At 73.8% G+C, this 26,396-nt stretch carries 25 protein-coding genes; 9 read left to right on the forward strand and 16 right to left on the reverse strand.

The features are described 5' to 3' along the window. Positions 1–304: 304 nt before the first annotated feature. Together ACQKM2_RS34180 and ACQKM2_RS34185 are read right to left on the reverse strand one after the other, a co-directional pair. A complete protein-coding gene (locus ACQKM2_RS34180) occupies positions 305–1,702 on the reverse strand; it encodes a HEAT repeat domain-containing protein (protein ID WP_427716792.1) in 1,398 nt (465 codons plus the stop codon). A 342-nt stretch (positions 1,703–2,044) separates the two neighbouring features. Further along, the gene (locus ACQKM2_RS34185) at positions 2,045–2,446 is read right to left on the reverse strand and encodes an ankyrin repeat domain-containing protein (RefSeq protein WP_125818261.1); all 402 of its coding nucleotides are present in this window, start codon (positions 2,444–2,446) and stop codon (positions 2,045–2,047) included. Between the two features lie 349 nt (positions 2,447–2,795). On the opposite strand from ACQKM2_RS34185, the gene ACQKM2_RS34190 reads away from it, so the two are divergent. Next, positions 2,796–2,990, forward strand: a complete 195-nt coding sequence (locus ACQKM2_RS34190) for a hypothetical protein (RefSeq protein WP_007262923.1) — start codon at positions 2,796–2,798, stop codon at positions 2,988–2,990. A gap of 169 nt (positions 2,991–3,159) precedes the next feature. Further along, positions 3,160–4,782, forward strand: coding sequence for a hypothetical protein (locus ACQKM2_RS34195; RefSeq protein ID WP_427716794.1), 1,623 nt, complete (start codon positions 3,160–3,162; stop codon positions 4,780–4,782). A gap of 18 nt (positions 4,783–4,800) precedes the next feature. Here ACQKM2_RS34195 and ACQKM2_RS34200 read toward each other — a convergent pair whose 3' ends face one another. After that, positions 4,801–6,303, reverse strand: coding sequence for a PLP-dependent aminotransferase family protein (locus ACQKM2_RS34200; RefSeq protein WP_427716796.1), 1,503 nt, complete (start codon positions 6,301–6,303; stop codon positions 4,801–4,803). 214 nt (positions 6,304–6,517) lie between these two features. Here ACQKM2_RS34200 and ACQKM2_RS34205 point away from each other — a divergent pair, with 214 nt between their 5' ends. From ACQKM2_RS34205 to ACQKM2_RS34215, 3 genes are all read left to right on the forward strand, one after another. Then, a complete protein-coding gene (locus ACQKM2_RS34205; RefSeq protein ID WP_427716798.1) occupies positions 6,518–7,288 on the forward strand; it encodes a glycerophosphodiester phosphodiesterase in 771 nt (256 codons plus the stop codon). Between the two features lie 66 nt (positions 7,289–7,354). Further along, positions 7,355–8,737 (forward strand): MFS transporter, encoded by a 1,383-nt coding sequence (locus ACQKM2_RS34210; protein WP_427716799.1) that lies wholly within the window; start codon positions 7,355–7,357, stop codon positions 8,735–8,737. 347 nt (positions 8,738–9,084) lie between these two features. Further along, a complete protein-coding gene (locus tag ACQKM2_RS34215) occupies positions 9,085–9,459 on the forward strand; it encodes an RNA polymerase-binding protein RbpA (RefSeq protein ID WP_007262928.1) in 375 nt (124 codons plus the stop codon). Positions 9,460–9,568: 109 nt separating this feature from the next. Here ACQKM2_RS34215 and fxsA read toward each other — a convergent pair whose 3' ends face one another. From fxsA to ACQKM2_RS34235, 4 genes are all read right to left on the reverse strand, one after another. Next, a complete protein-coding gene (fxsA, locus tag ACQKM2_RS34220; RefSeq protein WP_427716800.1) occupies positions 9,569–10,180 on the reverse strand; it encodes an FxsA family membrane protein in 612 nt (203 codons plus the stop codon). Positions 10,181–10,268: 88 nt separating this feature from the next. Then, positions 10,269–11,033 carry a polyprenol monophosphomannose synthase gene (locus ACQKM2_RS34225; protein WP_042800610.1) on the reverse strand — a complete coding sequence of 255 codons (765 nt, stop codon included), beginning with the start codon at positions 11,031–11,033 and terminating at the stop codon, positions 10,269–10,271. A gap of 326 nt (positions 11,034–11,359) precedes the next feature. Further along, a complete protein-coding gene (locus ACQKM2_RS34230; protein ID WP_427716802.1) occupies positions 11,360–12,994 on the reverse strand; it encodes an amidohydrolase in 1,635 nt (544 codons plus the stop codon). Between the two features lie 166 nt (positions 12,995–13,160). After that, on the reverse strand, positions 13,161–13,601 hold the full coding sequence (locus ACQKM2_RS34235; RefSeq protein WP_030011705.1) for an Lrp/AsnC family transcriptional regulator: 441 nt from the start codon (positions 13,599–13,601) through the stop codon (positions 13,161–13,163). A gap of 217 nt (positions 13,602–13,818) precedes the next feature. On the opposite strand from ACQKM2_RS34235, the gene ACQKM2_RS34240 reads away from it, so the two are divergent. Beyond that, complete coding sequence (locus ACQKM2_RS34240) at positions 13,819–14,268, forward strand: hypothetical protein (RefSeq protein WP_427716804.1); 450 nt, start codon at positions 13,819–13,821, stop codon at positions 14,266–14,268. 7 nt (positions 14,269–14,275) lie between these two features. Here the strand turns inward: ACQKM2_RS34240 and ACQKM2_RS34245 are convergent, their stop codons facing one another. From ACQKM2_RS34245 to ACQKM2_RS34255, 3 genes are all read right to left on the reverse strand, one after another. Continuing rightward, a complete protein-coding gene (locus tag ACQKM2_RS34245) occupies positions 14,276–15,367 on the reverse strand; it encodes a phosphotransferase family protein (RefSeq protein WP_427716805.1) in 1,092 nt (363 codons plus the stop codon). 35 nt (positions 15,368–15,402) lie between these two features. After that, positions 15,403–16,476: a hypothetical protein gene (locus ACQKM2_RS34250; protein ID WP_427716847.1), complete on the reverse strand. Its 1,074-nt coding sequence runs from the start codon at positions 16,474–16,476 to the stop codon at positions 15,403–15,405. 220 nt (positions 16,477–16,696) lie between these two features. Beyond that, a complete protein-coding gene (locus ACQKM2_RS34255; protein ID WP_427716807.1) occupies positions 16,697–17,332 on the reverse strand; it encodes a hypothetical protein in 636 nt (211 codons plus the stop codon). A 107-nt stretch (positions 17,333–17,439) separates the two neighbouring features. On the opposite strand from ACQKM2_RS34255, the gene ACQKM2_RS34260 reads away from it, so the two are divergent. Beyond that, the gene (locus ACQKM2_RS34260; protein ID WP_427716808.1) at positions 17,440–17,703 is read left to right on the forward strand and encodes a hypothetical protein; all 264 of its coding nucleotides are present in this window, start codon (positions 17,440–17,442) and stop codon (positions 17,701–17,703) included. Positions 17,704–17,723: 20 nt separating this feature from the next. Here ACQKM2_RS34260 and ACQKM2_RS34265 read toward each other — a convergent pair whose 3' ends face one another. From ACQKM2_RS34265 to ACQKM2_RS34275, 3 genes are all read right to left on the reverse strand, one after another. After that, positions 17,724–20,210, reverse strand: coding sequence for a DUF6185 family protein (locus tag ACQKM2_RS34265; RefSeq protein ID WP_427716809.1), 2,487 nt, complete (start codon positions 20,208–20,210; stop codon positions 17,724–17,726). Between the two features lie 100 nt (positions 20,211–20,310). After that, on the reverse strand, positions 20,311–21,483 hold the full coding sequence (locus ACQKM2_RS34270; RefSeq protein WP_427716810.1) for an acyl-CoA dehydrogenase family protein: 1,173 nt from the start codon (positions 21,481–21,483) through the stop codon (positions 20,311–20,313). 157 nt (positions 21,484–21,640) lie between these two features. Next, the gene (locus ACQKM2_RS34275) at positions 21,641–22,333 is read right to left on the reverse strand and encodes a TetR/AcrR family transcriptional regulator (protein WP_427716811.1); all 693 of its coding nucleotides are present in this window, start codon (positions 22,331–22,333) and stop codon (positions 21,641–21,643) included. Positions 22,334–22,440: 107 nt separating this feature from the next. Between ACQKM2_RS34275 and ACQKM2_RS34280 the strand changes: the two genes are divergently transcribed. Continuing rightward, the gene (locus tag ACQKM2_RS34280) at positions 22,441–23,055 is read left to right on the forward strand and encodes a DUF6230 family protein (protein WP_427716812.1); all 615 of its coding nucleotides are present in this window, start codon (positions 22,441–22,443) and stop codon (positions 23,053–23,055) included. Beyond that, entirely contained in the window at positions 23,046–23,999 is a 954-nt protein-coding gene (locus tag ACQKM2_RS34285) for a DUF6114 domain-containing protein (protein ID WP_427716814.1), read from the forward strand. Before ACQKM2_RS34280 ends, ACQKM2_RS34285 begins: the two co-directional genes overlap by 10 nt. Before the next feature lie 81 nt (positions 24,000–24,080). Here the strand turns inward: ACQKM2_RS34285 and ACQKM2_RS34290 are convergent, their stop codons facing one another. The 3 genes from ACQKM2_RS34290 to ACQKM2_RS34300 all read right to left on the reverse strand — a co-directional run bounded on the left by ACQKM2_RS34290 (position 24,081) and on the right by ACQKM2_RS34300 (position 26,356). Then, positions 24,081–24,233 carry an SCO1431 family membrane protein gene (locus ACQKM2_RS34290; RefSeq protein WP_386275185.1) on the reverse strand — a complete coding sequence of 51 codons (153 nt, stop codon included), beginning with the start codon at positions 24,231–24,233 and terminating at the stop codon, positions 24,081–24,083. A gap of 138 nt (positions 24,234–24,371) precedes the next feature. Then, the gene (locus tag ACQKM2_RS34295) at positions 24,372–24,800 is read right to left on the reverse strand and encodes an SPW repeat protein (RefSeq protein WP_427716815.1); all 429 of its coding nucleotides are present in this window, start codon (positions 24,798–24,800) and stop codon (positions 24,372–24,374) included. Between the two features lie 110 nt (positions 24,801–24,910). Then, a complete protein-coding gene (locus ACQKM2_RS34300; RefSeq protein WP_427716817.1) occupies positions 24,911–26,356 on the reverse strand; it encodes a peptidase C39 family protein in 1,446 nt (481 codons plus the stop codon). Between the last annotated feature and the right edge of the window lie 40 nt (positions 26,357–26,396).

Genomic DNA, 26,396 nt, shown 5'->3' on the forward strand with positions numbered 1-26,396 from the left:
GTCCCCTACCCGCCCTTCCACCGTTCCCAGGGGCTCCGCCCCTGACCCCGATACCGGACGCTCCGCGCCCGGTGCGCTCAAACGCCGCGCGGGCTGGATTTCGCGCAGCGAAATTCCAGCCCCGCCGGCGATTGAGGCGCGGGGGTCCGGGGGCGGAGCCCCCAGGGGGGTCCGGGCGCAGCCCGGGGAACGGGCGAAGGGCGGGTAGGGGAGCAGCCCCGCGCAGCGGCAGCGGCCCGGCACCCGGCACACCGGCGCCCGCAGACCCGGCCCGGGGCCGCGGGGCCGGGGCCCGCCCCGGGGGTTACACCGCCGATTCCGGGGTGATGCGGCTGCGGACGGCCGACTGGACGTCTTCCTCCTCGGCCGGGTCCGCCGCCAGGCGGCGCAGGCGGGGGGCCACCCGGGCGTCTGCGGTCTCCGCGTGGCGGGCCGCGACCTCGCGGGTGGTCTCCTCGCAGTCCCAGAGGCATTCGACCGCGAAGCCCGCCCCGAAGGTGGGGTCGGTGGCGGCCAGGGCGCGGGCCGCGCGGCCGCGCAGGTGGGAGGAGGCCGTCTCGCGGTAGACGTGCCGCAGGACGGGGGCGGCGCAGCCGATGGAGAGCCGGCCCGCGCCGTCGACCAGCGTGAAGAGGCGGACGGAGTCCGGGCCGGAGCCGCGGACGGTGTTGCGGAGGGCGCCGAGGACCAGTCCGGCGTCGTCGGCGCCGCCGCGGGCCGCCAGGAGGGCCGCGGCGGCCGCTCCGAGGGCGTCGGGGCGGTGGACCCAGAGCCGGGCCCGGTCGAGGGCTGCGGGGCCGCACATGCGCTCGTAGGCGGCCACGGCGGGCTCGTCCCCGGCGGCTTCGATGAGGTCCAGGACGGCCGGGTTCTCCGGTTCCGCGAGGACCAGGTGGTGCAGGGCGGTGGCCCGGGCGGCCTCCCCGGAGGCTCCGGCGGCGGCCGCGAGGATGGCGGGCCGGTCCTCGGGGGCGGCCACGGCGGCGAGGCAGCGCGCGGCGGGCACGTGCAGCGGGGTGCCCCGGCGCAGCCCGTCGGCGGCCCAGTCGAAGACGGCCTGGACGCCCCAGCCGGGGCGGGGGCCGCTGGGGGTCATCTGGCGCTGCCAGCGGTCGAAGGAGCCCTGCTGGCGGGCGGCGCGCAGGCGTTCCGCGTAGGCGGGCAACTCCTCCCACAGGGCCCACGGGCGGGGCTCGTAGGCGTCGCGGACGGCGGCGGCCAGCCGCGCCTCACCCTCGGCGGTGGCGGGGAACCGGGCGAGGACGGGTGCGGCGAGGGAGCGCAGTCCCCCGTCGTCGTCGCGCAGCGCGAGCTCGTCGAGCGCCCAGGCCCAGTTGGCCCCGGAGGCGGCGTAGCGGCGCAGCAGCATGAGGGCGTCGTCGCGGCCGTACGAGGCCAGGTGTCCGAGGACGGACAGGGCGAGGCCGGTCCGGTGGTCCTCTTCGTCGAAGAGGTCGTCCGCGCCGAACAGGTGGGCCTCGATCTCGCCGAGGGGGCCGTCGAGGTCCAGGTACAGGCGCGCGTAGTACAGGGAGCGGTTCTCGACCTGCCAGTCCTGGCGCGGGTCGTGCAGCACGCACTGGTTGAGGGCCGCGAGGGCTTCGGGCCTGGGTGCTGCGAGGGCGTGCAGCGTGCCGTCGCCGCGGCCCCGCTGGAGGAGCCCGAGCAGGGTGCCGCTCGGCGCTATGACTGGTTCGAACATGGGGATGGCCTCAAATCAAGCTGGGGACGCGACCGGGAATCGGGATTCACAGAGCCGCGTAACAGCATGTGAGGACGTCCGCCGTCTGGTTCAGCTCGATGTAGACCATTGCCTTCTCACTCTCGTCGGTGCTTCGCGACCACGGCGGCCGGTGCGGCAGGGGTGGGTGTGGACACCCGTCGTGTCCAGCCCGCTCCTGCCCGTCCGTCATGTCCGCGAATCGAATCCGACGCCATGATGACCCAGGCGGTTTGTGCGCCGCGACCACATTTAAGGGCTCCGTGACCAAGCCGTGAGGTGGCGGGGCCCGTCGGGGCCGGGCGGCGCCCCGGAAAAAGCGGACTACTTGGCTCCGAAGAGTTCCAGCAGGTCGGCCTTGTTGAACATGCGGGCCGTGTCCACGGCGGAGGGGGTTCCGGCGTGGGGGTCGGCCCCGCCCGCGAGCAGTGCGCGGATGACGGCTTCCTCGCCCTTGAAGACGGCGCCGGCGAGGGGGGTCTGGCCCCGGTCGTTGGCGCGGTCCGCCTCGGCGCCGCGCTCCAGGAGGACCGTGACGGCCTCGGCGTGGCCGTGGTAGGCGGCGAGCATGACGAGGGTGTCGCCGCGGTCGTTGGTGAGGTTCGCCGGAACCCCGGCGTCCAGGTAGGCGGCCAGCGTCGCGGCCTCACCCTGACGGGCGAGGTCGAAGATCTTGCCGGCCAGTTCGACGACATCCTCGTCGGGGGCGTCCTGGTGCTCGCTCATCGGTCGTACCGCCTTTCGTCTCCGGCTTGTCGGCTTGCCGCCCCCGTAAGGAGTTTCCCCAGGCCGGGAGGGCAGGACGGCGCACGGCACTGCGTCCGTACGGGTGAATCGCCAGGGTAGCGCCCGTTCCGGGACATGACGGGGGCGGTCCGAGGCAAGGATGCCTGGCGGCGGCGCCTCCCACACCGTGAGCGCCGGCCGCGCCAGTCAGGCGCGGCCGGTCAAGTGAAAAAAGCCAGGATTCACCCGTATGCACCTTTTATCGCATTGATACTTCCTGTGAGCCTGGAACAACTGATGGTGACCGTATCCACCCACCAGGAGCCTCGACTCATCAGGAGAACGTCACATGGTCCTGTCCATCTCAGGTGTCGTCCTGCTCGGCATCATCTGCTTCCTGTTCTTCAAGAAGGACGGGATGAAACTGACGCACGCGTTCGTCTGCGCGCTGTTCGGCTTCTTCCTGGCCGGCTCCGCCATCGCCCCGAGCATCACGGCCAGTACGGCGAGCCTCGCGAGCCTCCTCGGCGGGATCAAGCTCTAGCCCGCCGGCGCTCCAGGCCCGCACGGGCGCCGGCCCCGCCGGGGCTCCGGCCCCGCACGGGCCCCCCACGATCAGGCCCGCGGCTTCGGCCGCCTGGGTTCCGCCCAGCCCGCCAGCGCCCGGGCCCTGACACCACCGCCCCGCACCACCACCACTCCAGGAGACGACCGTGGCCCGGCGCCCCCTCCCCCGCATCCTCAGCAGCGGCAGCGTGTCGCTCACCCGGGGCCGCGACCTCGCCCGCACGGCTGCCGACAACGCCACCGACGTGCTCCACCCGCTCATCGTCATCGGACGCGGCCTGCGCGTCCTGGCCTCCACCGGGCGGCGCAGATGGGCGGCGACCCCGAAGGACAAGCGCGGTCCGGCGCTGTTCCTCGGGGCCGCCTGCGTCCTCGTGGTCGCGATCGTCCCCTACGGCCCCCTCTGCGCCCTGATCGGCGTCATGGCGGCCGCAGCCTGGCACGGGCGCGACCGCTCCCCGGCCGGGTCCGCACCCGGCGACGCCGAGGCCGAACGGCTGCGCTCGCTGTACGAGGCGCTGGTGCCGTACTTCTCCGCCGCCGAGGACCCCAGCCCGCTGTTCTCCCACGGCGGGGCCTGGGAGGAGGCCTTCAGCGGCTACGAGTTCGACGGCGCCGGGCGGGTGAGCCGGCTCCGCATCCGCTACCCGGCCTACTTCACCGACGGCGAGACCGCCTCGCGGGCCCGGATCGAGGCCCTGCTGCACGCCAAGGCCGGGCGCGGGCGGGAGTACCTCTTCGACTGGGACGAGGAGGGCAACCAGCTCGACCTGCGGGTGCTGGCCGCGCTGCCCACCGACATCGCCGCCCAGCGCTTCGTGACCTCGCCGGCCGAGACCGTCCTCGGCTTCACCGACCCCGGCGGCGTGCAGCGCACCGTGCCCGTACTGGAGGGGGAGGAGCGGGCCGACGTGCCGCCCGTGATCTGGCGGACCGGACCGCGCTCAGCCGAACCCCACCTGCTGGCCGTCGGCCAGCCCGGCAGCGGCACCTCCACCCTGCTGCGCTCGATCGCCCTGCAGGCCCTGGGCCAGGGCGGCGACGTGATGATCGTCGAGGGGGGCGGCAGCGGCGAGTACGCCTGCCTGGCCGGCCGGGCCGGGGTGCTCGCCGTCGAGTGCGGCCCCACGGGGGCGCTGGCCTCCGTCGAGTGGGCGGCGCACGAGACCGAGCGGCGGCTGATCGCCACGCACCGGGCGCGCGAGGCGGGCCGCCCCGCGCCCGAGGACTCCCGGCGCCCGCTGTGGATCCTGCTGGACCGGCCCAGCGTGCTCGCGCACCTGGCCGCCGCCGACGGCCGCCCCGACCCGCTGGCCCAGCTCCAGGTGCCGCTGCGGCACGGGCGCGCCGCGCACGTCACGGTGGTCGTCGCCGAGCACTTCGACCACCTGGAGCTGCTGAACGACGCCGTCTGGCAGCACACCCGCGCCCGGGTGGTCCTGGGGCCGGCCCCGGTCCAGCAGGTCGCCGACGTGCTCGGGCTGCCGCCGCACACCACCCCGCCGCCGCAGCTGCCGCCCGGCCGGGGGTACGCGCGGCTCGGCACCGGGCCCGTGCACCGCCTCCAGGTGCCGGCCACCCCGGACCCGTACGACGACGCCGCGCACCCCGCCCACCGGCAGGCGGTGCTGGATCTGCTGCCGGAGCGCCAGGCGCCGGGCCGGGGCGGCGAGGGGCCGCCGGTCCCGTGCAGGCCGCTCCAGGTCCAGCCGCAACCCTCCTCGATCGACGCCTCGGAGATCCCGGAGGTCCCGGCGGAGGCGCCGTAGGCAGGCCCTCCCGGCCCGCTACGCGACGAAGGTGCGCGGGGGCTCCGCCCCGCTGCCGCCCGCCCCCGTGCCGACCAGCCTGGCCGCCGCGGCCAGGCGGACGGCGGCCTCCTCGGCCACCGGCCCGCCGACCGTGAACGGCAGCCGGACGTAGCCCTCGAAGGCCCCGTCCACGCCGAACCGGGGGCCCGAGGGGACGCGGACGCCGACCCGCTCCCCCACCTCGGCCAGCCGCGACCCGGACAGGCCGCCGGCCCGGGCCCACAGCGTGAGCCCGCCGCGCGGCACCTCGTACTCCCAGTCCGGCAGCTCCCGGCGCACCGCCGTGACCAGCGCGTCCCGGTTCTCCCGGGCCTGCGCGCGGCGCATCCCGACGGCCTCCTCCCAGCCGCCGGTGCGCATGAGCCAGTTCACCGCGAGCTGTTCCAGCACCGGGGTGCCGAGGTCCGCGTACGCCCGCGCGGCGACCAGGCTGCGGATGACGTCGGGGGCGGCGCGGACCCAGCCGATCCGCATGCCCGCCCAGAAGGCCTTGCTGGCGGAGCCGACGGTGACCACCGTGGAGCCGGCCGGGTCGAAGGAGCAGACCGGGCGGGGCATGACGAGGTCCGGGTCCAGCTGGAGTTCGGCCATGGTCTCGTCGGCGATCAGCACGGTCCCGGCGGAGCGGGCCGCCTCGACCATCGCGCGCCGCTTGTCCTCCGAGGCCAGGGCGCCGGTCGGGTTGTGGAAGTCGGCGACGACGTAGGCCAGGCGGGGGGCCGAGTCGCGCAGCACCTGCCGCCAGACGTCCATGTCCCAGCCGGTCAGCCCCGCGCCCATGGCCACCGGCACGAGGCGGGCCTCGGCGGCGCGCATCAGCTGGAGGATGTTGGCGTAGGAGGGGGACTCCACGGCGATCCGCTCGCCCCGCCCGGCGAAGAGGCTGCAGATGGCGTCTATGGCGCCCATCGCGCCGGTGGTGACCATGATCTGCTCGGGCATGGTCGGGATGCCCCGCTCGGTGTAGCGGTCGGCGAGCATCCGGCGCAGCGCGGGCAGGCCGGCCGGGTAGTCCCCGTGGGTGTGCGCGTAGGGCGGGAGCTCCTCCAGGGCGCCCTGGACGGCCTTGGTCAGCCAGGGCTCGGGGGCCGGGAGGGCGGCGCAGCCGAGGTCGATCATCGAGCCGAGGGACTCGGGGGGCAGCGGTTCCAGGCCGCGGGCCGGCAGCGGGTTCCCGGCCGGTACGGAGGTCCAGCTGCCCGCGCCCCTGCGGGACTCCAGGAAGCCCTCCCCGCGCAGCGCCTCGTACGCGGCGGCGACGGTGGTGCGGCTCAGCGACAGGGCGCCGGCCAGCTCCCGCTCGGCGGGCAGCCGGGCTGCGACCGGCACGCGGCCCTCCAGGACGAGCAGCCGGATGCCGTCGGCCAGGGTGCGGTACGCGGGCGGCTTGCGGGCGCCGGGCGGCGCGGGCCGGTCCTGCTGGGAGCCGATGAGCCGGGCGAGCTGCGCGGCACCGACCGCTGAGGTCCACTGAGCCATGGCGTCCGGTCCACTTTCGTCGGATTGGCCCCCGGACGGGGATCCCGGGGCCGGTATTGGATTGTTCGCGGGGCCCCAGACTGTCATGGGCCGGTCCATTCCGGCCAGGGGGGTGCCGGGCGGGCGCCGGGCGGGTGCGCCCGTTCACCCCGCGGCCACGCTCCCGCTCCCGTGGCGCTCCCGCCGGGCGGGACGCATTGGGCATACTGCGGCCGTGACTCACGTACGCCTCCGGCACCCCTACCTGGACCATCCGGCTCCGATCCCCTTCGCCCACCGGGGCGGGGCCGCGGACGGGCTGGAGAACACCGCCGCCGCCTTCCGCAGGGCCGCCGAGGCGGGCTACCGGTACTTCGAGACCGATGTGCACGCGACGGCGGACGGGAAGCTGGTGGCCTTCCACGACGCCACGCTGGACCGGGTCACCGACATGGGCGGCCGGATCCGGGAGCTGTCCTGGAGCCGGGTGCGCGAGGCCCGGGTGGCGGGGACCGAGCCGCTGGCCCTCTTCGAGGACCTGCTGGAGCAGTTCCCGGACGCCCGCTGGAACGTGGACCTCAAGGACGAGTCGGCCCTGCACCCGCTGGTGAACCTGATCGCGCGGGCCGGGGTCTGGGACCGGGTGTGCGTGGGCTCCTTCTCGGAGAGCCGGGTGGCCCGGGCGCAGAAGATCGCCGGGCCCCGGCTGGCGACCTCGTACGGGGTGCGCGGGGTGATCGGGCTGCGGCTGCGCTCCTTCGCGATCCCGGCGGCGCTGCGCGTCGGCGCGGTGGCGGCCCAGGTGCCGGAGACCCAGGCGGGCATCCGGGTGGTCGACCGGCGGTTCGTACGGACCGCGCACGCGCGGGGACTCCAGGTGCACGTGTGGACCGTGAACGAACCGGAACGCATGGAGGCTCTCCTCGACCTGGGCGTCGATGGCATCATGACCGACCGGATCGACATCTTGCGCACGGTGCTGGACCGGCGCGGCGCCTGGGCCTGACACCGCCCGGCCGCCGTGCGGGCGCCCGCGGCCGTGCGGTACGGGGACCAGCGAGGGGGCTCTCGAATGAGCGCGCAGACGACGGACGGGACGGAGCCCGGGGCCGAGGACGGCAGACCGTCCGCGGAGGCGGCGGCCGCACGCAAGCGGGAACAGCGGGGCTGGTACTTCTACGACTTCGCCGTGTCCGTGTACTCGGCGAGCGTGCTCACGGTGTTCCTGGGCCCGTACCTGACCTCGGTGGCGAAGGCCGCCGCGGACGCCGAGGGCTACGTCCACCCCCTGGGGATCCCGGTCCGGGCCGGTTCCTTCTTCGCGTACTCGGTGTCGGCGTCGGTGATCCTCGCCGTGCTGCTGATGCCGCTGGCGGGCGCGGTCGCCGACCGGACGGGGCGCAAGAAGCCGCTGCTGGCCGTGGCCGCGTACACCGGCGCCACGGCGACGGCGGCCATGTTCTTCCTGGGCGGCGAGCGCTACCTGCTGGGCGGGTTCCTGCTGATCGTCGCGAACGCGGCCCTGTCCGTGTCGATGGTGCTCTACAACGCCTACCTGCCGCAGATCTCCACCCCGGACGAGCGGGACACCGTCTCGTCGCGGGGCTGGGCCTTCGGCTACACGGCGGGCTCGCTGATGCTCGTGGTGAACCTGGTGCTGTACCTGGGCCACGACTCGTTCGGCCTCTCCGAGGGCGAGGCCGTACGGATCTGCCTGGCCTCGGCGGGCCTGTGGTGGGGGGCCTTCGCGCTGATCCCGCTGCGCCGGCTGCGGGACCGGGCGGTGGTCCGGGAGGCGGGCGGCGCGCCGGCCGTCAGCGGCTGGAAGCAGCTGGTGGCCACCCTCAAGGACATGCGGCGCTACCCGCTGACCCTGTCGTTCCTGCTCGCGTACCTCATCTACAACGACGGCGTGCAGACGGTGATCTCCCAGGCCTCGGTCTACGGCTCCGAGGAGCTGGAGCTGGAGCAGTCCACGCTGATCGGCGCGGTGCTGCTGGTCCAGGTGCTGGCGGTGGCGGGCGCGCTGGCGATGGGCCGGCTGGCCCGCGTGTACGGGGCGAAGCGGACGATCCTGGGCTCGCTGGCCGCGTGGGCGCTGACGCTGGCGGCGGGGTACTTCCTGCCGGCCCGGACCCCGGTGTGGTTCTTCGCGCTCGCCGCGATGATCGGGCTGGTGCTGGGCGGCAGCCAGGCGCTGTCGCGTTCGCTGTTCTCGCACCTGGTGCCGGCGGGCAAGGAGGCCGAGTACTTCTCGGCGTACGAGATGAGCGACCGGGGGCTGAGCTGGGTGGGGCCGCTGGTCTTCGGCCTGACGTACCAGCTCACGGGAAGCTACCGGGACGCGATCATCTCGCTGGTGGTGTTCTTCGCACTGGGTTTCGTGCTGCTCGCCCGGGTGCCGGTGCGGCGTGCGGTGGAGGCGGCGGGCAATCCTGTTCCGGTACGCCTCTGAAGCGCGGATCCGGGCCCGGGCGGGCCCGGATCCGGCCCCTCCGCCGCCCGCCGGGGATCCGGACTCACGAACGAATCCCGAACGAATTTCGACGTTGCGGCAAAGGGCCGGTAGTGTACGCCTTTGGCCTGCCAGGCGGACCGTTACTGCGCGCACAAGAAGTGTAGACGTTGGGTGACATCTGCTGCCAGATGTGACAAAACGGGCACTGGTGGGTACAACAAGGGGCGGCACGACGGGCGACGCATTGACCCGGAGCGGGAATCTATACCGCCGACCGGACGTTGACCGGATGACGACGACAGCGACACCTGTCCTGTGGGCGACAAGCCCGGGAGGCACGATTCATGAGTGAGCGAGCTCTCCGCGGTACGCGGCTCGTGGTTACCAGCTACGAGACGGACCGCGGCATCGATCTGGCCCCGCGCCAGGCGGTGGAGTACGCATGCCAGAACGGACATCGATTTGAGATGCCGTTCTCGGTTGAGGCAGAGATTCCGCCGGAGTGGGAGTGCAAGGCGTGCGGCGCCATGGCACTCCTGGTGGACGGGGACGGGCCCGAAGAGAAGAAGGGCAAGCCTGCGCGAACGCACTGGGACATGCTCATGGAGCGGCGCACCCGCGAGGAGCTGGAGGAGGTGCTGGCCGAACGGCTGGCCGTCCTGCGCTCCGGCGCCATGAACATCGCCGTGCATCCGCGCGACAGCCGCAAGTCCGCCTGACCCGCGGACACCGCGCAGTAGCCGAGGGGCCCCGCCACATCAGTGGCGGGGCCCCTCGGCGCTTCCGCGTGCTCGTGCCGCTGTGCCGGGTACGCCGGCGGGCCCCCGGCTAGGGGGCCAGCGGGGGGCGGTAGCCGGTGTCCGGGCCCGGGGAGCGCTCGGGGGCGTCCTCGCGGATCACCTCGCCCTGGACGACCTTGCCGTCGGGGTAGTGGATCCGGGCCTGGGTGAACGCGTCACCGAAGCCGCCCGGGGCGCCCGAGGCCATCTTCCGCTCCAGGGTGCGCTCGGCCCGGCGGCCCACGAAGGCCCGTACGGGCGGCAGCAGCAGGAGCAGGCCGGCCAGGTCGGAGAGCAGGCCGGGCATGATCAGCAGCAGGCCCGCCAGCATGGTCATCGCGTTGCCGGAGCCCTTGGGGGGCTGCGGGGCGGACGGTATGCCGCCCGCCATCGCCTGCTCCTGGGCCTGCTGGAAGCTGCGGGTGAGGTTCTTGAAGGCGCGGCGGCCGGCCCGCTTGATGACCACCACGCCGAGCACCAGCCCGCCGGCGAGCAGCGCCGCGACGGTGAACCCGCCGGCCGCCCCGGCGACCAGGCTGAGCAGCCAGATCTCCAGGATCAGCCAGGCGGCGACCGCCAGGGGGATGAAGGTACGGGCGGGCGAGCGCCGCCGGGGGGCCGTCGGAGTGCCCGTACTCGAAGGGCCAGTGCCGGTCGTCATACCCCCCAGTGTGCCTGGACCCAGGCGAAACCGGGCTCAGCCGGAGGTACCGGGCATCCCCTAGGGGTTGCCCGGGGCCCGGGCCGGGTCAGCGGCGCTTGCCGGCCAGCTTGGCGGCGCGCTCCTTCAGGCCCCACTGGGTGACCCGCAGGAGGGCCTCGACCACGATGTCCTTGCTCATCTTGCTGTCGCCCAGCTCGCGCTCGACGAAGGTGATGGGCACCTCCACGACCCGGAAGCCCTTGCGGACCGCCCGGCGGGCCAGGTCCACCTGGAAGCAGTAGCCCGCCGAGGCGACCTCGTCGAGGCCGAGCCCCTCCAGGGTCTCGCGGCGGAAGGCGCGGTAGCCGCCGGTCACGTCGCGGATCGGGACGTCCAGCATCAGCCGGGAGTACGTGGACCCGCCGCGGGAGAGGAACTCGCGGCTCTTGGGCCAGTTGACGACGCGGCCGCCCGGCACCCAGCGGGAGCCCAGCACCAGGTCGGCGCCGCCCAGCGCGGTGAGCAGCCGGGGCAGCTCCTCCGGCTGGTGGGAGCCGTCGGCGTCCATCTCGACGATGACGCCGTAGCCGTTCTCCAGACCCCAGGCGAAGCCCGCGAGGTAGGCGGCGCCGAGGCCCTCCTTGCCCTTGCGGTGCATGACGTGGACGTGGTCGTCGGCGGCCGCCAGCTCGTCGGCGAGCTTGCCGGTCCCGTCGGGGCTGTTGTCGTCCGCGACCAGGATGTGGGCCTCGGGGACGGCGGCGCGGACCCGGCCGGTGATCAGGCCGATGTTCTCGGCCTCGTTGTACGTCGGAATGATCACCAAGGTGGTGCCGAGCGGTCCGTACGTCCGCTGCCCGCCATCGCTCACTGGTTCCCCTTGTGTGTTCTTCGTCCGTCCCGTCACGACAGGATGATTTTAGAACAGCCGGCGACCGGGACCGGCGGCCCTTCGGGCCGGACCGGCTCCCGCTGGCTGCGGGCCGCCGTGACCGTTGTCTACTGGGCCGCCGGGCCCGGTCCGGGGCCACCCTCCCCCGGTACGCGCCGGGGGCCGCCCCCACCGGCGAAACCTTCCCTCGCCCCCGAGGCGCGGGCGCGCGGAGCGGACGGAGCCGTCCGGTGGGGACGTCCTGTGGTGGGCCCGGCCGAACCTATCCGGGTCGGGCCGCCCGTACCGCACCGAGGCCCGGTGGATCACCCCTGTGGCCGTACGAATACCTCCCGGCCGCCGACCACCGTCGCCAGGCACACCGGCAGGTCCCCGCCCGGGCTCAGGTCGGGCAGGCCCGGGGTGCCGGAGCGGGGGTCTGTGGACCAGCGGGCGACCCGGTCGTCGGGGGCCTGGACCACCAGGTCGCCGGTCCGCCAGACGGCGTAGTCGGCCGGGGCGCCCGGTACGAGGGTGCCCGCGTCGTCGCGGCCCAGCGCCCGCCAGCCGCCCCGGGTGTGGGCGGCGAAGGCGGCCCGTACGGAGATCCGGTGCTCGGGGGTGCGGTGGAAGGCGGCCGCCCGGACCGTGCCCCACGGGTCGAGCGGGGTGACGGGCGCGTCCGAGCCGAAGGCCAGCGGGACGCCGGCCTTGAGCATGGCGGCGAAGGGGTTGAGGGTGCGGGCGCGCTCCGCGCCGAGCCGGTCCGCGTACATGCCGTCCTCGCCGCCCCAGGCCGCGTCGAAGGCGGGCTGCACGGAGGCGGTGAGGCCGAGCTCCGCGAAGGCCGCGATCGTCTCCGGGGTCATCATCTCGGCGTGCTCGACGCGGTGCCGGGCGGCCCGGATCCGGTCCAGGCCCACCTTGGCGGCGGCCGCCCGGACGCCCTCGACCACGGCGGCGACGGCGGCGTCCCCGATGGCGTGGAACCCGGCCTGCAGGCCCGCCCCGGTGCAGGCGGCGACGTGCTCGGCGACCTCGGCCGCGTCCAGGTAGCCGGTGCCGGTGTGCGGGGCGTCCGCGTACGGGGCGTGCAGGCAGGCGGTGTGCGATCCGAGGGCGCCGTCCACGAACAGGTCACCGGCGGCGCCGACCGCGCCGAGCTCCTTGGCCAGGGCGAGGTCCCGGTCCGCCCAGTAGCCGTGGACGCGCGGCCCCGGGTGCTCGGCGGCCAGGGCCAGCAGGCCGGTGAAGTCCTCGGCGGAGGAGATGTCGGGCCCGCCGCACTCGTGGACCGAGCCGATGCCGAGGGAGGCGGCCCGGTCCAGGGCCGCGCGCTGCGCCTCGGCACGCTGGGCGGGGGTGAGGGCGGCGAGCGCGGCACGGCGGACGGCGTGGTGGTCGTCCTTGGTGAGCGGGACGTCGTCGCCGTGCGGGTGCACCTGCGGGACGAGGTCCAGCAGGGCCGTGGTGACCACCGCGGAGTGGACGTCGACGCGGCTCAGGTAGAGCGGGCGGCCCCCGGTGGCCTCGTCGAGCTCGGAGCGGCGCGGGGCGCGGCGCTCGGGCCAGCGGGCGGCGTCCCAGCCGTGGCCGAGGAGCACCCGGTCGGCGGGCCGCCGGTCGGCGTACGCGCGGACGAGGCCGAGGGCCTCGGGGAGGGAGCGGGCGCCGGTCAGGTCGAGCCCGGTGAGGGCGAGGCCGGTGGAGGTGGTGTGGACGTGGGCGTCGGTGAAGGCGGGGGTGACGAGCGCCCCGCCGAGGTCGACGACCTCGTCCACGCCCTGCGCGAACGCGTCGGCGGCGCCCTCGGAGCCGACCCAGGCGACGTGGCCGCGCTCGACGACCATCGCGGTGGCGAAGGGGTCGGCGGGGCTGTGCACCTCGCCTCCGCGGAGGAGGACGGTTCGGGAGGGTGCGGTGGCTCCGGCGGCTTCGGCGGAGGGGGTGCGGTCGGTCATGGGGACCAGTCTCGCCCCTCCGCCGGCCGCGGTTTTCCCCGGGTGGGGCGGGGCGGGGTGCGTTCCCCGGGCTGCGCCCGGACCCCTTCTGGGGGCTCCGCCCCCAGACCCCCGCGCCTCGAACTCCCCCAGCTACCGCTGGGAGGTGCCCCCAGGCGAGGCTGGATCAGACCCGCGGTGGGCGGGCCTCGTAGGGGGTGCTGAGGACCACTGTGGTGCGGGTGGAGACGTGGGCCAGGGCTCGGAGGCGGCCCAGGAGGTCCTCCAGCTCCAGCGGGGTGGCCACGCGGACCTTGAGGATGTAGTTCTCGTCGCCCGCGACGCTGTGGCAGGCCTCGATCTCGGGGACGCCGGCCAGCCGGTCCGCGATGTCGTCCGGCGCGCTCGGGTCGAACGGCTTGACCGAGATGAAGGCCGTCAGCGGGAGCCCCACGGCCTCGGGGTCCACGACGGCCGCGTACCCGCGGATCACGCCGCGCTGCTCCAGCCTGCGTACTCGCTGGTGGACCGCCGACGTGGACAGGCCCGTGGCCTTGCCCAGGTCCGTGTAGCTCATCCGCCCGTCCCGCACGAGCAGATCCACGATCTGGCGGTCCAGCTCCTCCATTGCGCTCATAGCCGCACAACCTATTGCCCCGAGCGGCTTCCGGCACAGCGGTGTCCACGGAGAAGTGGCACCTGCGGCGGGCATGTGACCAAAGCCACAGGCGTGTACGGGCGTACATCCCGCTCTGGTGGTTACTCGTGCCGCGCGGCGGGAAGTGCTTGGTGTGGCCGTGGCCGAAGTACCTGCCCGCCCGGCCCACCCAAGGGGGAGTACATCCATGCTGAACACCAAGCGCGCCGGTCGCACCGAACCGGAGCCCCTGGAGTCCGTCGAGGCCGGCTACGCGGACGACGGAGAGTACCTCGAACCCGGCGACGCCGAGGACTTCGAGGTCCACCACGCCGTCTGCCCGGACTGCGGGCAGGCGATCGCCCTCGTCGCGGACGAGGAGCACCTGCCGCAGCACGCGCTGTGCCTGACCCCGTGGAACCCGTTCGGGCTCACGGTGTGCGCCGGCACCGGCCGCCCGGTCTCGGACGCGCTGCCGACGCTGGGCGCGCTCCTGCCGGAGCAGCAGGAGCTGGACGTCGTCGTGCACCTCGACCTGCCGCAGGGCCTGGACTGGCGGACGCAGCCGTTCTCGCACGTCGGCGGGCCGGGATCGCGTCCCGTGCGGCCGACGGCGGCCGCGCTGCCGAGCAAGAGCCAGCACGCGCAGGCCGCCTGATCCGCGGCTACCAGTAGGTGCCCTGCACCATGTCGGCCAGGCTGGCATGGTGCAGGATCAGTCCGTCGGGGTCGGCGGGGACCTCCACCTCGCCGAAGTACGCCTGCCGGTAGGCGATGCGCAGCATGACGATCCCGTGCCGCAGGGCCGCGTACAGGGTGTGGAACTCCATGTCCCTCGGGGTGTGCCCGGTGAGTTCCGCGTAGCGGCGTTCCAGGTCCTCGCGGCGCAGGAAGTCGGGCAGGCCCGGCTGGCCGAAGCCCACGGTCAGGTCCTGGAAGAAGCGGTGCAGGTAGACGGTCCAGCCGAGGTCGACCTCGCGCGGGGCGCAGGCCGCCATCTCCCAGTCGAGGACGGCCGCCGGCCGGAAGCCGTCGTAGATGACGTTGCCGATGCGGGCGTCGCCCCAGTTGAGGACCGGGTCGCCCTCGTCGGCGGGCCAGAGTTCCTCCAGCCGGTCGAAGGCCCGTTCCAGCAGGGGCGAGCGCGCCAGGCCGGACACCACCCACTCGTAGTAGGCGCGCTGTGCGTCGACGTGGCGGCGCAGCGGGCTGCCCTCGCCGGCCGGGAGCAGGAACTCGGCCTCCTTCGCGGGGAACCGGTCGTGCAGCCGGGCGAGGAGGGAGATGCTCGCCTCCTGGAGTTCGGCGCGCTCGGCGTCGGTGGCGGAGTGCAGCCAGTTGCCCTCGTAGGTGTAGGGCATGACGTCGGGCGGTACGCGGCCCTCGGCGCGGGCCATCACGAAGAACGGGGCCCCGAGCGGGGCCGGGTCCTCCTCCAGCCACAGCACGCGCGGGACGGGCAGGTCGGTGTGCTCGGCGACCAGGCTCATCACGCGGTGCTGGCGGGGCATGTCGTAGGTGGGGAAGACGGTGTAGGCGGCCGGGTCCGCGGCCAGGCGCAGGGCGCAGGCGCGGACGGGGGCGTCGGGGTGGTCGATGTCGAAGAGCAGGGTCTCGCTGGACATGCCGTTGGAGCCGGGGACGGTGGTGTTGACGACCTTCGCGCCGGGGAGCCGGCCGTCGAGCCAGGCCTCCAGGCGGCGGCCGAGTTCCTCGGGCTCTCGGGTGGAGGTGCGGGGGCGGGGTGCCGTGGCCATGGCCGGCCCTTCCTGTCTCGGGGGGAGGGGGTGGGTCAGGGAGCGACGGAGGAGTAGTCGGCGAAGCCGCTGGGGTCGTGGCGGCCGAAACTGCCGTGCTCGAAGATCCCGAAGCCGGTGCGCCCGTCGAGGGTGAAGCGGGCGGAGTGGTCGGTGACGCCGAAGGCGGCCATGGGGTGGGCTGCCGGGTCGGAGAGGTCGTAGGTGCGGCGGTCGGTCCAGCCGCGGCCCTGCCAGGTGCCGTGCTGCCAGTCGGCGGCGGGCGGGTAGCCGGCGCCGACGGCGAGCGGGGAGGAGTTCAGGATCTCGACGCCGAGTTCGAGGGGTTTGCGGGAGGGGTCGGCGAGGTGCACGACGGCGCGCTCGGGGTGGCGGGTGCCGGAGCGGTAGGAGATCTCGGTCTGGGGCCAGCCGAGCTGGACGTCGTGGCGGCCGCTGCCCTCGGGGAAGACCTGGACCGCCTCGTTGAGGGTGCGGTGGCCGTCGGCGTCCTCCTGGGCGATGACCATCAGGAAGCGGTCCTCGAAGCGGACGGGTATCCAGAGCCAGTGGAAGCCCTCGGGCCGCATCTCCTCGGCGGCCCGGCCGCCGTCCTCCCCGGGTATCGGGCGCACGCCCCAGCTGCGGTCGCGGGTGCCGGTCCACTCCCCCGGCGTGAGGGTGAACTCCTCTCCGCGGGCCCGGACGGTGCCGGTGACGTTCCCGGCCTGGACGAAGCGGCGGCCTTCGAGCATGAGGCGGTCGCCGCGGCGCTGGATGTGGTGGGGTTCCCAGACGGCGGGGAACTCGGCGGTCCAGGTGATGTCGTACGAGAGTCCGTGCGGGTCCGCAGGGTCGGGCGCGCAGCGCAGGGTGAGCCGCTTGAGCGGTACGTCGACGGTGATCGACAGGGGGCCGACGGAGAGGTTCATCCGGTCGTCGGTGAGGGCGTCGGAGGCGCGGACGGCGAGGAGGTCGTCGCCCAGGCGCAGGGTGGCGTAGGCGTCGATGACCCCGGCGTTGGGGTAGACGCCGAGGCCGAGGATGAGGACGGCGCGGCCGGCGTGGTCGAAGACGTGGAAGATGCAGCGGTCGTAGGCGTTCCGGTCGCCGCTGACGTGGTGCTTCATCGACAGCGGGGCCTGGTGGACGGGGTACTCGTCGAGGGCGACGGGGCGGTCCGCGGGCACGGCAAACCTCCTGGGGCACGGGGCGGTCAGGGCTGCTGAGCGGATATGACGGTACGTCAGAAACCGCGCCCGGTGCCAGGGTTCCGGCACACCCTGCCAAGGCGGCACGGCGAGCCACCGCACGGCTCCGCGAAGCCCCCGCCCCGCCCCGCGCCGGAGGTCAGGGGCAGGTCTCGCCGAACCGGACGACGTTCAGCTCCACCGGCCCGCCGTTCAGGGGGTTGCCGGCCTTCGGGAGCTGGGCGCACACCTGCCAGTTCGTCTCCTGGAGGACCGCCCGGCCCTGCCGCGCGTCCTTCACGGTGACGCTCACGCCGGAGGGCAGGGCGTCCCGGGCGGCCTTGACGGACTTGCGGTAGAAGTCGGGCGTCGTACCGGCCGCCGCCGAGGGCAGGCCGGGGTCCGAGGCCGGGCAGGCCTCATCGGCCTTCACCGCGCCGAAGTCGATCCTGGCCTCGGTGGACGCGGCGCCGGGACCGGGGCTCTGGAAGCACACCTTCCAGTTCCGGTCGAAGGCCTGGGCGCGACCCCGGCCCAGGCCGTCGTGCGAGACGAGGCGGTGGAAGCCGGCGGCCTGCGCCTCGTCCTGCGCGGCCTGGAGCCCCTTGCCGACGAGGTCGGGGAGGGTGCCCTGCTTCGCGGCGGGCGGGGACGCGGGAGCGGGGGCCGAGGCCGAGGCCGAGGCCGGAGCGGAACCGGCCGCGGCTCCGCCGGCGGGCTTCGCCTCCTGGCAGCCGGTGAGCGCGAGGAGCGCGGTGGCGGCCAGCGCCGCCGGAAGGGCGTGATGTGTACGCATCAGCCCATGATCGCCACTCCCCGGCCCCGCGGACAGTGGGACGCCTCGAACGGATGGGCGCGGACGGGGACGGGTTACCCCCGCGCCGGATCCGGCGTTGGCGGTGCATGACCACTCTCGAAACGCCGTCGGCGAGAGCGGGGCGCAGGCGGCGTCCCACCCCGCCGGATTACGAAGAATCGGTTCAGCAGGCCATCCCCGCGCCGGGCGGGCAGCACGGCCGGCCGCGCCACCCCGACCCGCCGATCTACGGCGACCTCCTGGCCCGCTGGGCCGCCGACGGCCGCACCCTGCCGGGACGGCGCGACCCGGAGTGGTCCCGCATCGCGTCCTCCCCGATCTGGCCGAGCGGGCCGCTGTACGGGGGCTGAGCGGATGCGCGCCGACGGGTTCACCGGGACATGGGCGACATCGGGCCCCCTTCGCTCAAGGTCTTCCAGATCGTGGCGAGAGCCAGGAGCTGCGCCAGGCAGAACGCCACCGAGGCGAAGCGCATCTGGTAGACGTACGCGACGAGGCCGGCGCTGGTCGGCCAGTAGCGCCGCTCGCTCTGGAACGTCTGCACGTCCATGACCAGGCCGGTGAACGTCATGACCGAGGCGAAGGCCGCCATGGCCGGGTTCGTCCCCTCCATGCTCTGACCGATGGTCTGGGCGATCACCTGGTGGGCCGCAACCGGTACGGTGAACGCCGCGGCGACACCGAGCGCCTTGGTCGGGCCGTGCCGGCCGGGGAGCTCGCGCCAGAGCGCCCCGAGGAAGAACCCTCCGGCCACCCAGGTGGACTGCCAGTAGAGGATCTCGGAGAGGATCTGGAGGACACCGCCGCTGGCCTGAGTGGTCAAGAGCCACGATTCGTTCCGGATCATCTCCGTCCAGTACATCAAGGCCGTGGCGGGCAGGCCGACCCAGCATGCGATCAGCGCGCCCCTGCAGGCGTTTCCCCACCAAGTGGGCATGGGACCGCAGGCGAACGGCAGGTCCACCGGCCGCACCCCTTCCGGCAGACACCGGTCCAACTCGTCGATCTCGTGCTCGATCGACTCCTGCGTCGGGTTGCGTTCGCCCGACTGGCCGGCGCCCGCACGCTGCAGCCGCGACTGGAGCTGCCGGAAGCGCCGCGCGAGGCGCAGCAAGTCGGAACGGTCGGTCCTCGTGACGGCCTTCCCCAGCGGGACGTTGTCCGCCGAAGGCCGCTCCAGCACGGACCTGGCATGCCCCAGAGCGAGCAGGGCCCAAGCCGTGGCGAGGCTGACGATCAAGACGACGATGTCACCCGAGAAACCGTAGTACGAGGCGTAGCTGGGTACCACGGCCATGGCGAACAGCGCCACCAGCAGGAATTTCTCGGCCTGGTCCGGCGTGAACGCGTCCTCCTCGTGCTGTTCGGAACGGCAGACCCGGAGCACCCCGACCAGGACCAACGCTGTCAGGTAGGAGGCGAGCGGCATCAGGATGCCGAGAGCAGCCTTGGGAAACGCCCACCACCACCCGTCGTAGGAGGTGGCCCATTCCCGCCCGTACGTCTGCCAGTCGGGGTCGGCGAGCCAGGTGGCGCGTTCCCAGTCCCGGCCGAAGGCGACGAAGGACCACAGGACGGTCGATGCCGCCACCACGAAGGCGACCGATGCCATCAGCCAACGCGGCAGTCTTCCGTCGCCCATGAGCAGGAGCCTCTGCCCCGACGAGACCAGCCCGAAGACGCACACGAAGACGACGGCCAGGAGGACGAGCGGCACGATCCAGGAACCGGGCGGCCGGATCTCGGTGTCGCTGCTGGTCAGCAGGGGGGATTCGGACCATTCGACATAGACGCAGGCTGCCGCCAGACAGAAGGTGAAGGTGCACGCCCCGATGAGGAAGGGCTTTCCCACCCTCCCCAGGAAGCACAGGACGAGTCCCAGCCCCAGCAGGGTGAAGAGCCAGACATCCGGCTCGTAGTTCTTCGCCCAGGAGACCTGTCGGCTGATGAAGCGGAAGGCGTTGTCACCGAGGTAGACCACGAGGACCAGCAGCGCCTGGAGGAGCGCCCAGGTCTTCATCAGCTTGAGCGACTGTTCCTCCCTCGGCGCCAGGTCGCTCCCCCGACTTCGTCGGAGGCTCCTGGCACAGAGCAGCAACAGCGTGCTCGCCTCCAGGTACCAGACGGTGCCTGAGGCACTGTCGAGGCCGAAGGTCTCCCAGAACTCGCCCACCGTCCAGGTGATGGCGCTCCACTGCTGCGGCGTGGGCGGACGGAACACCACCCGGAAGACCTGCTCGCCCTTCAGGTTCCGCCACTTCAGCTCGGTGCCCTTCTCACCGAAGGCCGGCGCCGGGATGACCGACATGGCCCCGGGGCCGCCCAGCCGGACCTGCACGTCCTCCCAGGTGGCCCGGGCGAGATTCGGTGGCGGCCGCAATGCGACGGTCCACTCGTTCTTGGCCGCGTCGAGCTGCCAGGGTCCAACGGAATAGGGGCCGAGCGACCCGACCCATACGACGGCCTCGTAGTGGACGGTGGTCCATGTGCCGTCGGCCTTCACCGTCAGCGGCTTGAGCCGCCATTCCGAGTCGTAGATCTGTTTCTGGGTGACCTTGCCCAGCAGGCAGCGCAGCGCGGAGCGGTAACGCGGCGAGCGCGGGTCCAGGAGCAGGTCGGGGGCGGGCCCCCAACCCGTCGGGACCCGGATCTCCATCGCGCTGGTGAGGAGGGTGTCGTTGCGGCCCCGGTGGTCGAATTCCGCCGAGGCGGTGACCTTCGCCGCGCCGAGCTGGTCCGCCCGGCAGGGGTCCGCCGGCGCTGCCCGGGCCGCTCCCCCTCCGGCCTGTACGACGAGGAGGGCGAGCAGCAGCAGGACGTACGGCAGGAACGGCCCGGAGCGTCTGAGGCGGGTCACCGCCCATGATCTTCTCCGGCGCCGCCGTGCGGCTCCCGGCGACACGGCAGAACCCCCGCGGGTTCAGCCCGGCGGCCGAGAGCCTTTCACGCGTCCGGCGTCAGCGGGTCTCGGGGCCGGCCAGGTGGCGGGCGATGACCATGCGCTGGATCTGGTTGGTGCCCTCCACGATCTGGAGGACCTTCGCCTCGCGCATCAGGCGCTCCACCGGGAAGTCCGCGGTGTAGCCGTAGCCGCCGAGGATCTGCACCGCGTCCGTGGTGACGGCCATGGCCGCGTCCGTGCAGAACAGCTTGGCCATCGCCGCCTGCCGGGAGAAGGGCTTGCCCGCGTCCCGCAGCCGCGCGGCCGCGAGGTAGAGGGCCCGGCCCGCCTCGATCTTGGTGGCCATGTCGGCGAGCATGAAGCGCAGCCCCTGGAAGTCCGCGATCGGGTGCCCGAACTGCTTGCGGCCGAGGGCGTACGAGACGGCCTCGTCCAGGGCCGCCTGGGCGACGCCTATGGCGCAGGCCGCGATCCCGAGCCGGCCGGCGTCCAGGGCGGCCAGGGCGATGGTGAAGCCCTGCCCCTCCTCGCCGATCCGCCGGGAGTCGGGCACGCGGACGCCGTCGAAGTGCAGCTGGGCGGTGGGCGAGCCCTTCATGCCCATCTTCTTCTCGGGGACGGCGGCCGTCAGGCCCGCCGCGTCGCCGGGGACGAGGAAGGCGGTGATGCCCTTGGCGCCCGGGGCTCCGGTGCGCGCGAGGACGGTGTAGAAGTCGGCGACGCCGCCGTGGGTGATCCAGGCCTTGGTGCCGGTGATCACCCAGTCCTCGCCGTCACGGACCGCCTTGGTGGTCAGCGAGGCGGCGTCCGAACCGGCGGCCGGCTCGGAGAGGCAGTACGCGCCGAGCAGTCCGCCGCCGAGCATGTCGGGCAGGTGGGCGGACTTCTGCTCCTTGGTGCCGTAGCCGGCCAGGCCGTGGCAGGCCAGGGAGTGCACGCTGACGCCGAGGCCGACGGTCAGGCGGGCGGCCGCCAGCTCCTCCAGCACCTGGAGGTAGACCTCGTACGGCTGCTCGCCGCCGCCGTACTCGCCGCCGTACGGGAGGCCGAGCAGTCCGGCCTCGGACAGCAGGGTGAAGACCTCGCGGGGGAACCTGCCGGTCTCCTCCTCGTCCGCGGCATGCGGGCGGATCTCCCTCTGGGCGATCTCGCGTACGAGCGCGAGGAGGTCCCGGGACTCCTCGGTGGGCAGCTGACGGTCCACCGGCTGCGGGGCGCGGTCGGTCATGGCGGCGCTCTCCTCCCTCGTCGGGCACGGCGGCGACGCGTGAGGTGTGGGACGCGCCGCCGGGTCTCGGTGCTCTCACAGCCGAATGCTGCCCTCCCGGGTTACGGAACGGCTCGCTCAGCGGCTGCGGCGGCTTGAGTATGCCCGATCAGGCGCTTTACGTCACCGGTACATGATTGCCATGATCATTCGATCCGCTCGGGGTCTCCTCGGGAGCCGCTGGAGGAGCCGGACAGTCGGGGACGAACTCCTCGATCACGGTCAGCACCGCCCGAAGCTGTCGCACGAGCAGGGCGGCGAGGGTGTCCCGCTCGGGGCGCGCCGCGGTCGGCGGGGTGCCGATCCAGTCGAGGGTGGTGCCCTCCACCCCGGAGAGCCAGCCGACGAGGGCGAGCCGGGCCAGGGGCGGGACCTCGCGGCGGCCGTAGGCGCCCTCGGCGATGGTGGCGACGAGCTCCTCGCGGACGGAGTCGCGGATGGCCAGCACCTCGTCGTCGGAGCCGACCCCGCCGGTGACGATCGTGCGGTAGGCGGCGCGGTGGTGCTCGGCGTAGTGGAGGTAGCCGTCGATCGTGCGGCGGGCCCGTTCGGCGGCCGGCAGGCCGGTGTCCCCTCCGGCTCGGGCGACGAGCCCGGCGACGGAGTCCTCGACGATCGCGAGGTAATAGCCGCGCTTGCTCTTGAAGTAGTAGTAGACGAGCCCCTTGGCGACGCCGGCCTGTCGTGCGATGTCGTCCATGGAGAGCGCGTCGTACGGGGTTTCGGCGAACAACTTCCGCCCGATGGCTATGAGTTCGGCCCGTCGAACCTGCGAACGCGGGGCTGCGCCGCGCTGTTGACTATTATTCAAATTCAGCCCTAGCCTCGAACCGCCACAGGATTTGCCCGCAGTATGGCAGACCTGCCTGTCGCGCTCCTTTCGCACCGATCCTCCGGAATCCACACGGGAGGCACATCATGGGCAAGGGCAACAGAGCGGCCGCCGAAGGCCGGGTCGACTGGCGGAGGTCGGCGCTCGTCGCGCTGCCCGCGGCCGCCCTGGTCGGGGTGCTGGGGGTGGTGACGGCGCAGGGGGCGCTCGCCGCTTCCTTCGCCGTCTCGGGGACCTCCTTCCAGGTCTCCTCCTCCAAGCTGAGCAGCAAGGGGCTCGCCTCCTACGTGCACACCGACCGTTCCGTCGACGGCAAGGGGCACCCCGTGGCGCTGCTGGGCATCGGGGAGGCCACCCTCAGCGACATCTGCCAGTCCGCCGAGGTCGACACCCCGCTGGGGAAGGTCGTGTTCAAACTGACCGCCGGCGGGCCGGCCGGGAACGTGACCGCCAGCAACCTGGTCATCGACGGCGAGGACCTCAATGGGGACGCCACCTTCGGCACGGCGCAGATCGGCCGGGACGCCTCCACCCTCGACCAGGTGGACGGGGTGCGGGGCGAACCCGGCAAGTTCGGCCTCCAGGCCGGGAACATCGAGGTCGTGGGCGTGAAGTCGCACGCCTGGTCGGCGACCGGCGGCAACTTCCGGCTCAAGGGCATGACGCTGGACGTGAGCCTGGACGGCCGGACGTGCTTCTAGGGCCCCTGGCGCCGGCGCCGTCCCTGCCGCTGCGCGGCGCGCGGGCGCGGCTGCGGGCCTGGCGCCGGACCCGGCCGTTCTGGGGCGGCCTGCTGCTGGTCCTGGGCGGGGCCGAGCTGCTGCTGGTCCCGCTCTCGCCGCTGACGGTGCTGGTCAGCCTGGGGCTGGGCGGGATCGCCGCGATCGGGATCGGGGCGGCGCTGATCGTGGCGGGGCTGTTCCTGTGGTTCCTGCCGCAGGCGCGGGCGTACGTGTCGGTGCACGCCCTGCTGCTGTCGGTGCTGTCCTTCGTGGCGACCAACCTGGGCGGGTTCCTCGTCGGCATGCTGCTCGGGATCGCGGGCAGCGCCCTGGGCTTCGGCTGGACCCCGCTGGCACAGGAAGCGGCCGCGGAAGAGCCCGGGGAGGAGGCCGGGGGCGGGGAGGCCGCCGGCGGGGCGTCGCGGCTGCCGGCCGCCGTGCTGCCCGTCGTACTGCTGGCCGCGCTGGCCTCGGGGGCCCCGCAGGCGCGGGCGGAGCCGGTCGCCGCGGGACCGCCGACGGCGGCCCGCACTCCCCCGACGGTCACCACCTCGCTGTTCGCGCCGCGGGGCTTCGCGCTGGCCGGCGTCACCGAGCTGCCCACGGCGGACGGGCCCCGCAGGGTGCTGGTGCTGCGGATGGCGGCGGCGTCGCTGCGCGACTACCGGCTCCACACGCGTGACGGGGGCGAGGAGTACGCGCTGGCCGCGGACTCCCTGGAGCTGCGCGGGGACGTGACCCTGTACCTGACGAGGTTCAGCGGGTGCATCGAGGGGCTGCTGTGCGTCACCTTCAGCCCGGACGGGCTGCCGGCCCCGCCGGTCATCCCGCCGTTCGTGTTCATGACCCGGGTCAGCGCCGAGCACGCGCTGGTCACCTCGGACGTGATCGTCACGGAGGGCCTGCGGCTGGGAGCCTCGTGACGGCCGGGTCGGACGGGTCGGACGGGTCGGACGGGTCGGACGGGTCGGACGGGTCGGACCGGTCGGACCGGTCGGACGGGGTCAGATCAGGCCGAGCTGGGTGACGAACATGGCCACGACGACCACCAGGGTCCAGCCGAGCACGTGCTCCAGCCAGGCGGAGTCTTCCTTGGGGCCGCCCGTGCCGACGAGGCGGCGGGCGCGGGCGGTGAGGGCTGCGGTGTGTGCGGTCATGCCGTCCAATGTGCCAGCGTTCGCGGCTTTCGCGGTATATGACGAGCGTCACCGGTGGCGCCGGTCACGCCGCCGGGCCCCGGCGGCCTCCGGTGTCCGGAGGTGCTGCCGGGGCCCGGCGGCGGGATGCGCTCCCGGTCAGGTCGTCGTGCGCCGGCCTCCGCCCATGGAGACCATGGCGAGACCCAGGCACAGCATGACCGCGCCGGTGATGACGTTGCTGACGACACTGCGGGTGGTGTCCATCTCACCGGCCATGACCCAGGGGGCCACGATGGTCCAGGCGCCGATCGCGACGGCCGTCCAGGCCATCGCGTGCGTGCGCTCGTACGCCGTCCCCAGTCCGCCCATGCACAGGCAGAAGGCCAGACCGGCGATCAGGTTGTTGACGGCCAGCGGGCCCAGCACGCTGAACCCGGCTATCCAGGGCGAGGCCGCCAGGTACAGGCCCGAGATCAGGGCCAGTGCCTCCACGGCCTGCGCGGCGGGAGTGCTCGTCACCCGCTCGAACCGAGTCCGCATCTCGGCAAGGTCCGGGTGTTGTTCGATGCTCGAATGGGTGGTCATGGTGGGCTGCCTCCTAGAGAAGCCTTATACGCCCTTTATGCCCATATTCAGCCCGTTAAGCCACACGGGCGAGCGGACCTTTCCCGCCGGTCGGCGGCCGGGTCCGCGCCTCACAGCACCCCGACCTCCCGCAGGGCCCTGACCTGGTCCGCGCCGGGCCGGGCCGGGGCGTAGAGGTAGCAGATGCCGCCGGTGCCCGAGACGGTCTTCCCGGCGGCGTTCCGGCGCTTGGTGCGCAGCCACGCGTTCTCCCACTCCCGGCGCCGGTAGACGCGGCGGACGGAGTCGTTGTCCGGTGAGTTCGGGTCGTTGGCGATCACGTCCCCGGCAGCGGTGAAGCCGATCACCGTCATCAGGTGCCCGGCGGTGCCGTAGCCGGCCCCGGTGAGCTCCGGCGCGAGGAAGGACTGGGAGGTGATGACCGGGATCCCCGCGCGGACCAGGGTCTCCAGGTCGGTGAGGGAGGTCAGCCGGGTGACGACGCCTGCCAGATCGCGGTAGGTGGCCGCGTAGGCGGCGTTGAAGGGCCAGTTCCCGCAGCCCTTGTACGCGGCGTCGTAGGTGGAGCGGGCCGCGTGGCAGACCTGCGGGTCGGCGTAGCCGGGGCGGACCCAGCCCAGGGAGGCGGCGCTGGGCCTGCGCCCCCAGTACTCGATGATCATCTGGGAGGAGGTCGGGCTGCACCAGGCCTCGCCGCCGTTGTCGTACTCGGGGTACTGGCCGGCGTGGACCTCCTGGGAGTAGCGCGGGACCTTCAGCTCGTGCGCCCGGCCCGAGGGGGCGGAGGCCGGGACGGTGAAGCGGTCGGGGACGGCGGAGGCCATCGCCCCGGCCAGCCAGACCTTGGGGCCCTGCGCGGCGCCGGGCCTGCGGTGGAGGGTGAGGCGCAGCTGCCAGCCGGTGATGCGCAGGCCGGCGGCCGCGGCGGGGGCGTCCACGGCCAGGGTGTCGGTCCAGACGGTGGTGCGGCCGTCGGTCTGGCCGTCGACGGAGGTGCGGCGGATGTCGCCGTCGCCGGCGGCCCAGCGGCCCATCACGTACCAGCGGCCGGAGGTGCCGTCGCCGTAGGAGGGGCGCAGCTCGGTCTGGATCCAGGTGCCGGCCGGGGTGCGGGCGTTCCAGGAGGCGATGGCCTCGGTGGCGGGGACGGTGGTGCGGTGCACGGGGGAGGTCCAGGTGGCGTACTCCCAGGCGGACTTCCGGGCCGTGTGGGGGTCGGTGTACTCGGTGCGGCCGGCCGGGGCCGCCATCTCCAGCCCCGGCCGGGCGCCGGCGACGGCGGTGGTGCCGCGGTGGGTGCCGGCCTGCCAGTGGGCGTACGCGTACCAGAACCGGTTGTCGACCGTCCGGGCCGGGGCCGCACCGGCGGGCGCCTCCGCGGCGGCGTCCCCGGCGGCGTCCCCGCCTGCGCCCTCGGGGGCCGGGGCGGGGCCCCGGTCGGGGCCGGCGGCGGCCGGGTCGGAGGCCGCCGAGGCCCGCCCGCCGGGGACGGTGGCCGCGGTGGCGGCGGCGAGGGCGACGGCCAGCAGGGCCCTGCGTGGCGTGGGTGCGGTCATCGGCTTGTTCCCCCAGGGGGTCGGTCTGGTGGTGCGGCTG

The sequence above is a fragment of the Streptomyces sp. NPDC004126 genome (genome assembly GCF_050275515.1).
GTDB lineage: Bacteria > Actinomycetota > Actinomycetes > Streptomycetales > Streptomycetaceae > Streptomyces.

Excerpts from the sequence above, each read along its gene's own strand:
- ACQKM2_RS34290 (WP_386275185.1), bottom strand. The coding sequence starts at position 24,233 with ATGACCGCACACACCGCAGCCCTCACCGCCCGCGCCCGCCGCCTCGTC.
- ACQKM2_RS34200 (WP_427716796.1), bottom strand. The coding sequence starts at position 6,303 with ATGGCTCAGTGGACCTCAGCGGTCGGTGCCGCGCAGCTCGCCCGGCTC.
- ACQKM2_RS34235 (WP_030011705.1), bottom strand. The coding sequence starts at position 13,601 with ATGGAGGAGCTGGACCGCCAGATCGTGGATCTGCTCGTGCGGGACGGG.
- ACQKM2_RS34260 (WP_427716808.1), top strand. The coding sequence starts at position 17,440 with ATGACCACTCTCGAAACGCCGTCGGCGAGAGCGGGGCGCAGGCGGCGT.
- ACQKM2_RS34250 (WP_427716847.1), bottom strand. The coding sequence starts at position 16,476 with ATGAAGCACCACGTCAGCGGCGACCGGAACGCCTACGACCGCTGCATC.
- ACQKM2_RS34185 (WP_125818261.1), bottom strand. The coding sequence starts at position 2,446 with ATGAGCGAGCACCAGGACGCCCCCGACGAGGATGTCGTCGAACTGGCC.
- ACQKM2_RS34180 (WP_427716792.1), bottom strand. The coding sequence starts at position 1,702 with ATGTTCGAACCAGTCATAGCGCCGAGCGGCACCCTGCTCGGGCTCCTC.
- ACQKM2_RS34210 (WP_427716799.1), top strand. The coding sequence starts at position 7,355 with ATGAGCGCGCAGACGACGGACGGGACGGAGCCCGGGGCCGAGGACGGC.
- ACQKM2_RS34255 (WP_427716807.1), bottom strand. The coding sequence starts at position 17,332 with ATGCGTACACATCACGCCCTTCCGGCGGCGCTGGCCGCCACCGCGCTC.
- ACQKM2_RS34190 (WP_007262923.1), top strand. The coding sequence starts at position 2,796 with ATGGTCCTGTCCATCTCAGGTGTCGTCCTGCTCGGCATCATCTGCTTC.
- ACQKM2_RS34215 (WP_007262928.1), top strand. The coding sequence starts at position 9,085 with ATGAGTGAGCGAGCTCTCCGCGGTACGCGGCTCGTGGTTACCAGCTAC.
- ACQKM2_RS34280 (WP_427716812.1), top strand. The coding sequence starts at position 22,441 with ATGGGCAAGGGCAACAGAGCGGCCGCCGAAGGCCGGGTCGACTGGCGG.
- ACQKM2_RS34300 (WP_427716817.1), bottom strand. The coding sequence starts at position 26,356 with ATGACCGCACCCACGCCACGCAGGGCCCTGCTGGCCGTCGCCCTCGCC.
- ACQKM2_RS34245 (WP_427716805.1), bottom strand. The coding sequence starts at position 15,367 with ATGGCCACGGCACCCCGCCCCCGCACCTCCACCCGAGAGCCCGAGGAA.
- fxsA (WP_427716800.1), bottom strand. The coding sequence starts at position 10,180 with ATGACGACCGGCACTGGCCCTTCGAGTACGGGCACTCCGACGGCCCCC.
- ACQKM2_RS34295 (WP_427716815.1), bottom strand. The coding sequence starts at position 24,800 with ATGACCACCCATTCGAGCATCGAACAACACCCGGACCTTGCCGAGATG.
- ACQKM2_RS34240 (WP_427716804.1), top strand. The coding sequence starts at position 13,819 with ATGCTGAACACCAAGCGCGCCGGTCGCACCGAACCGGAGCCCCTGGAG.
- ACQKM2_RS34270 (WP_427716810.1), bottom strand. The coding sequence starts at position 21,483 with ATGACCGACCGCGCCCCGCAGCCGGTGGACCGTCAGCTGCCCACCGAG.
- ACQKM2_RS34230 (WP_427716802.1), bottom strand. The coding sequence starts at position 12,994 with ATGACCGACCGCACCCCCTCCGCCGAAGCCGCCGGAGCCACCGCACCC.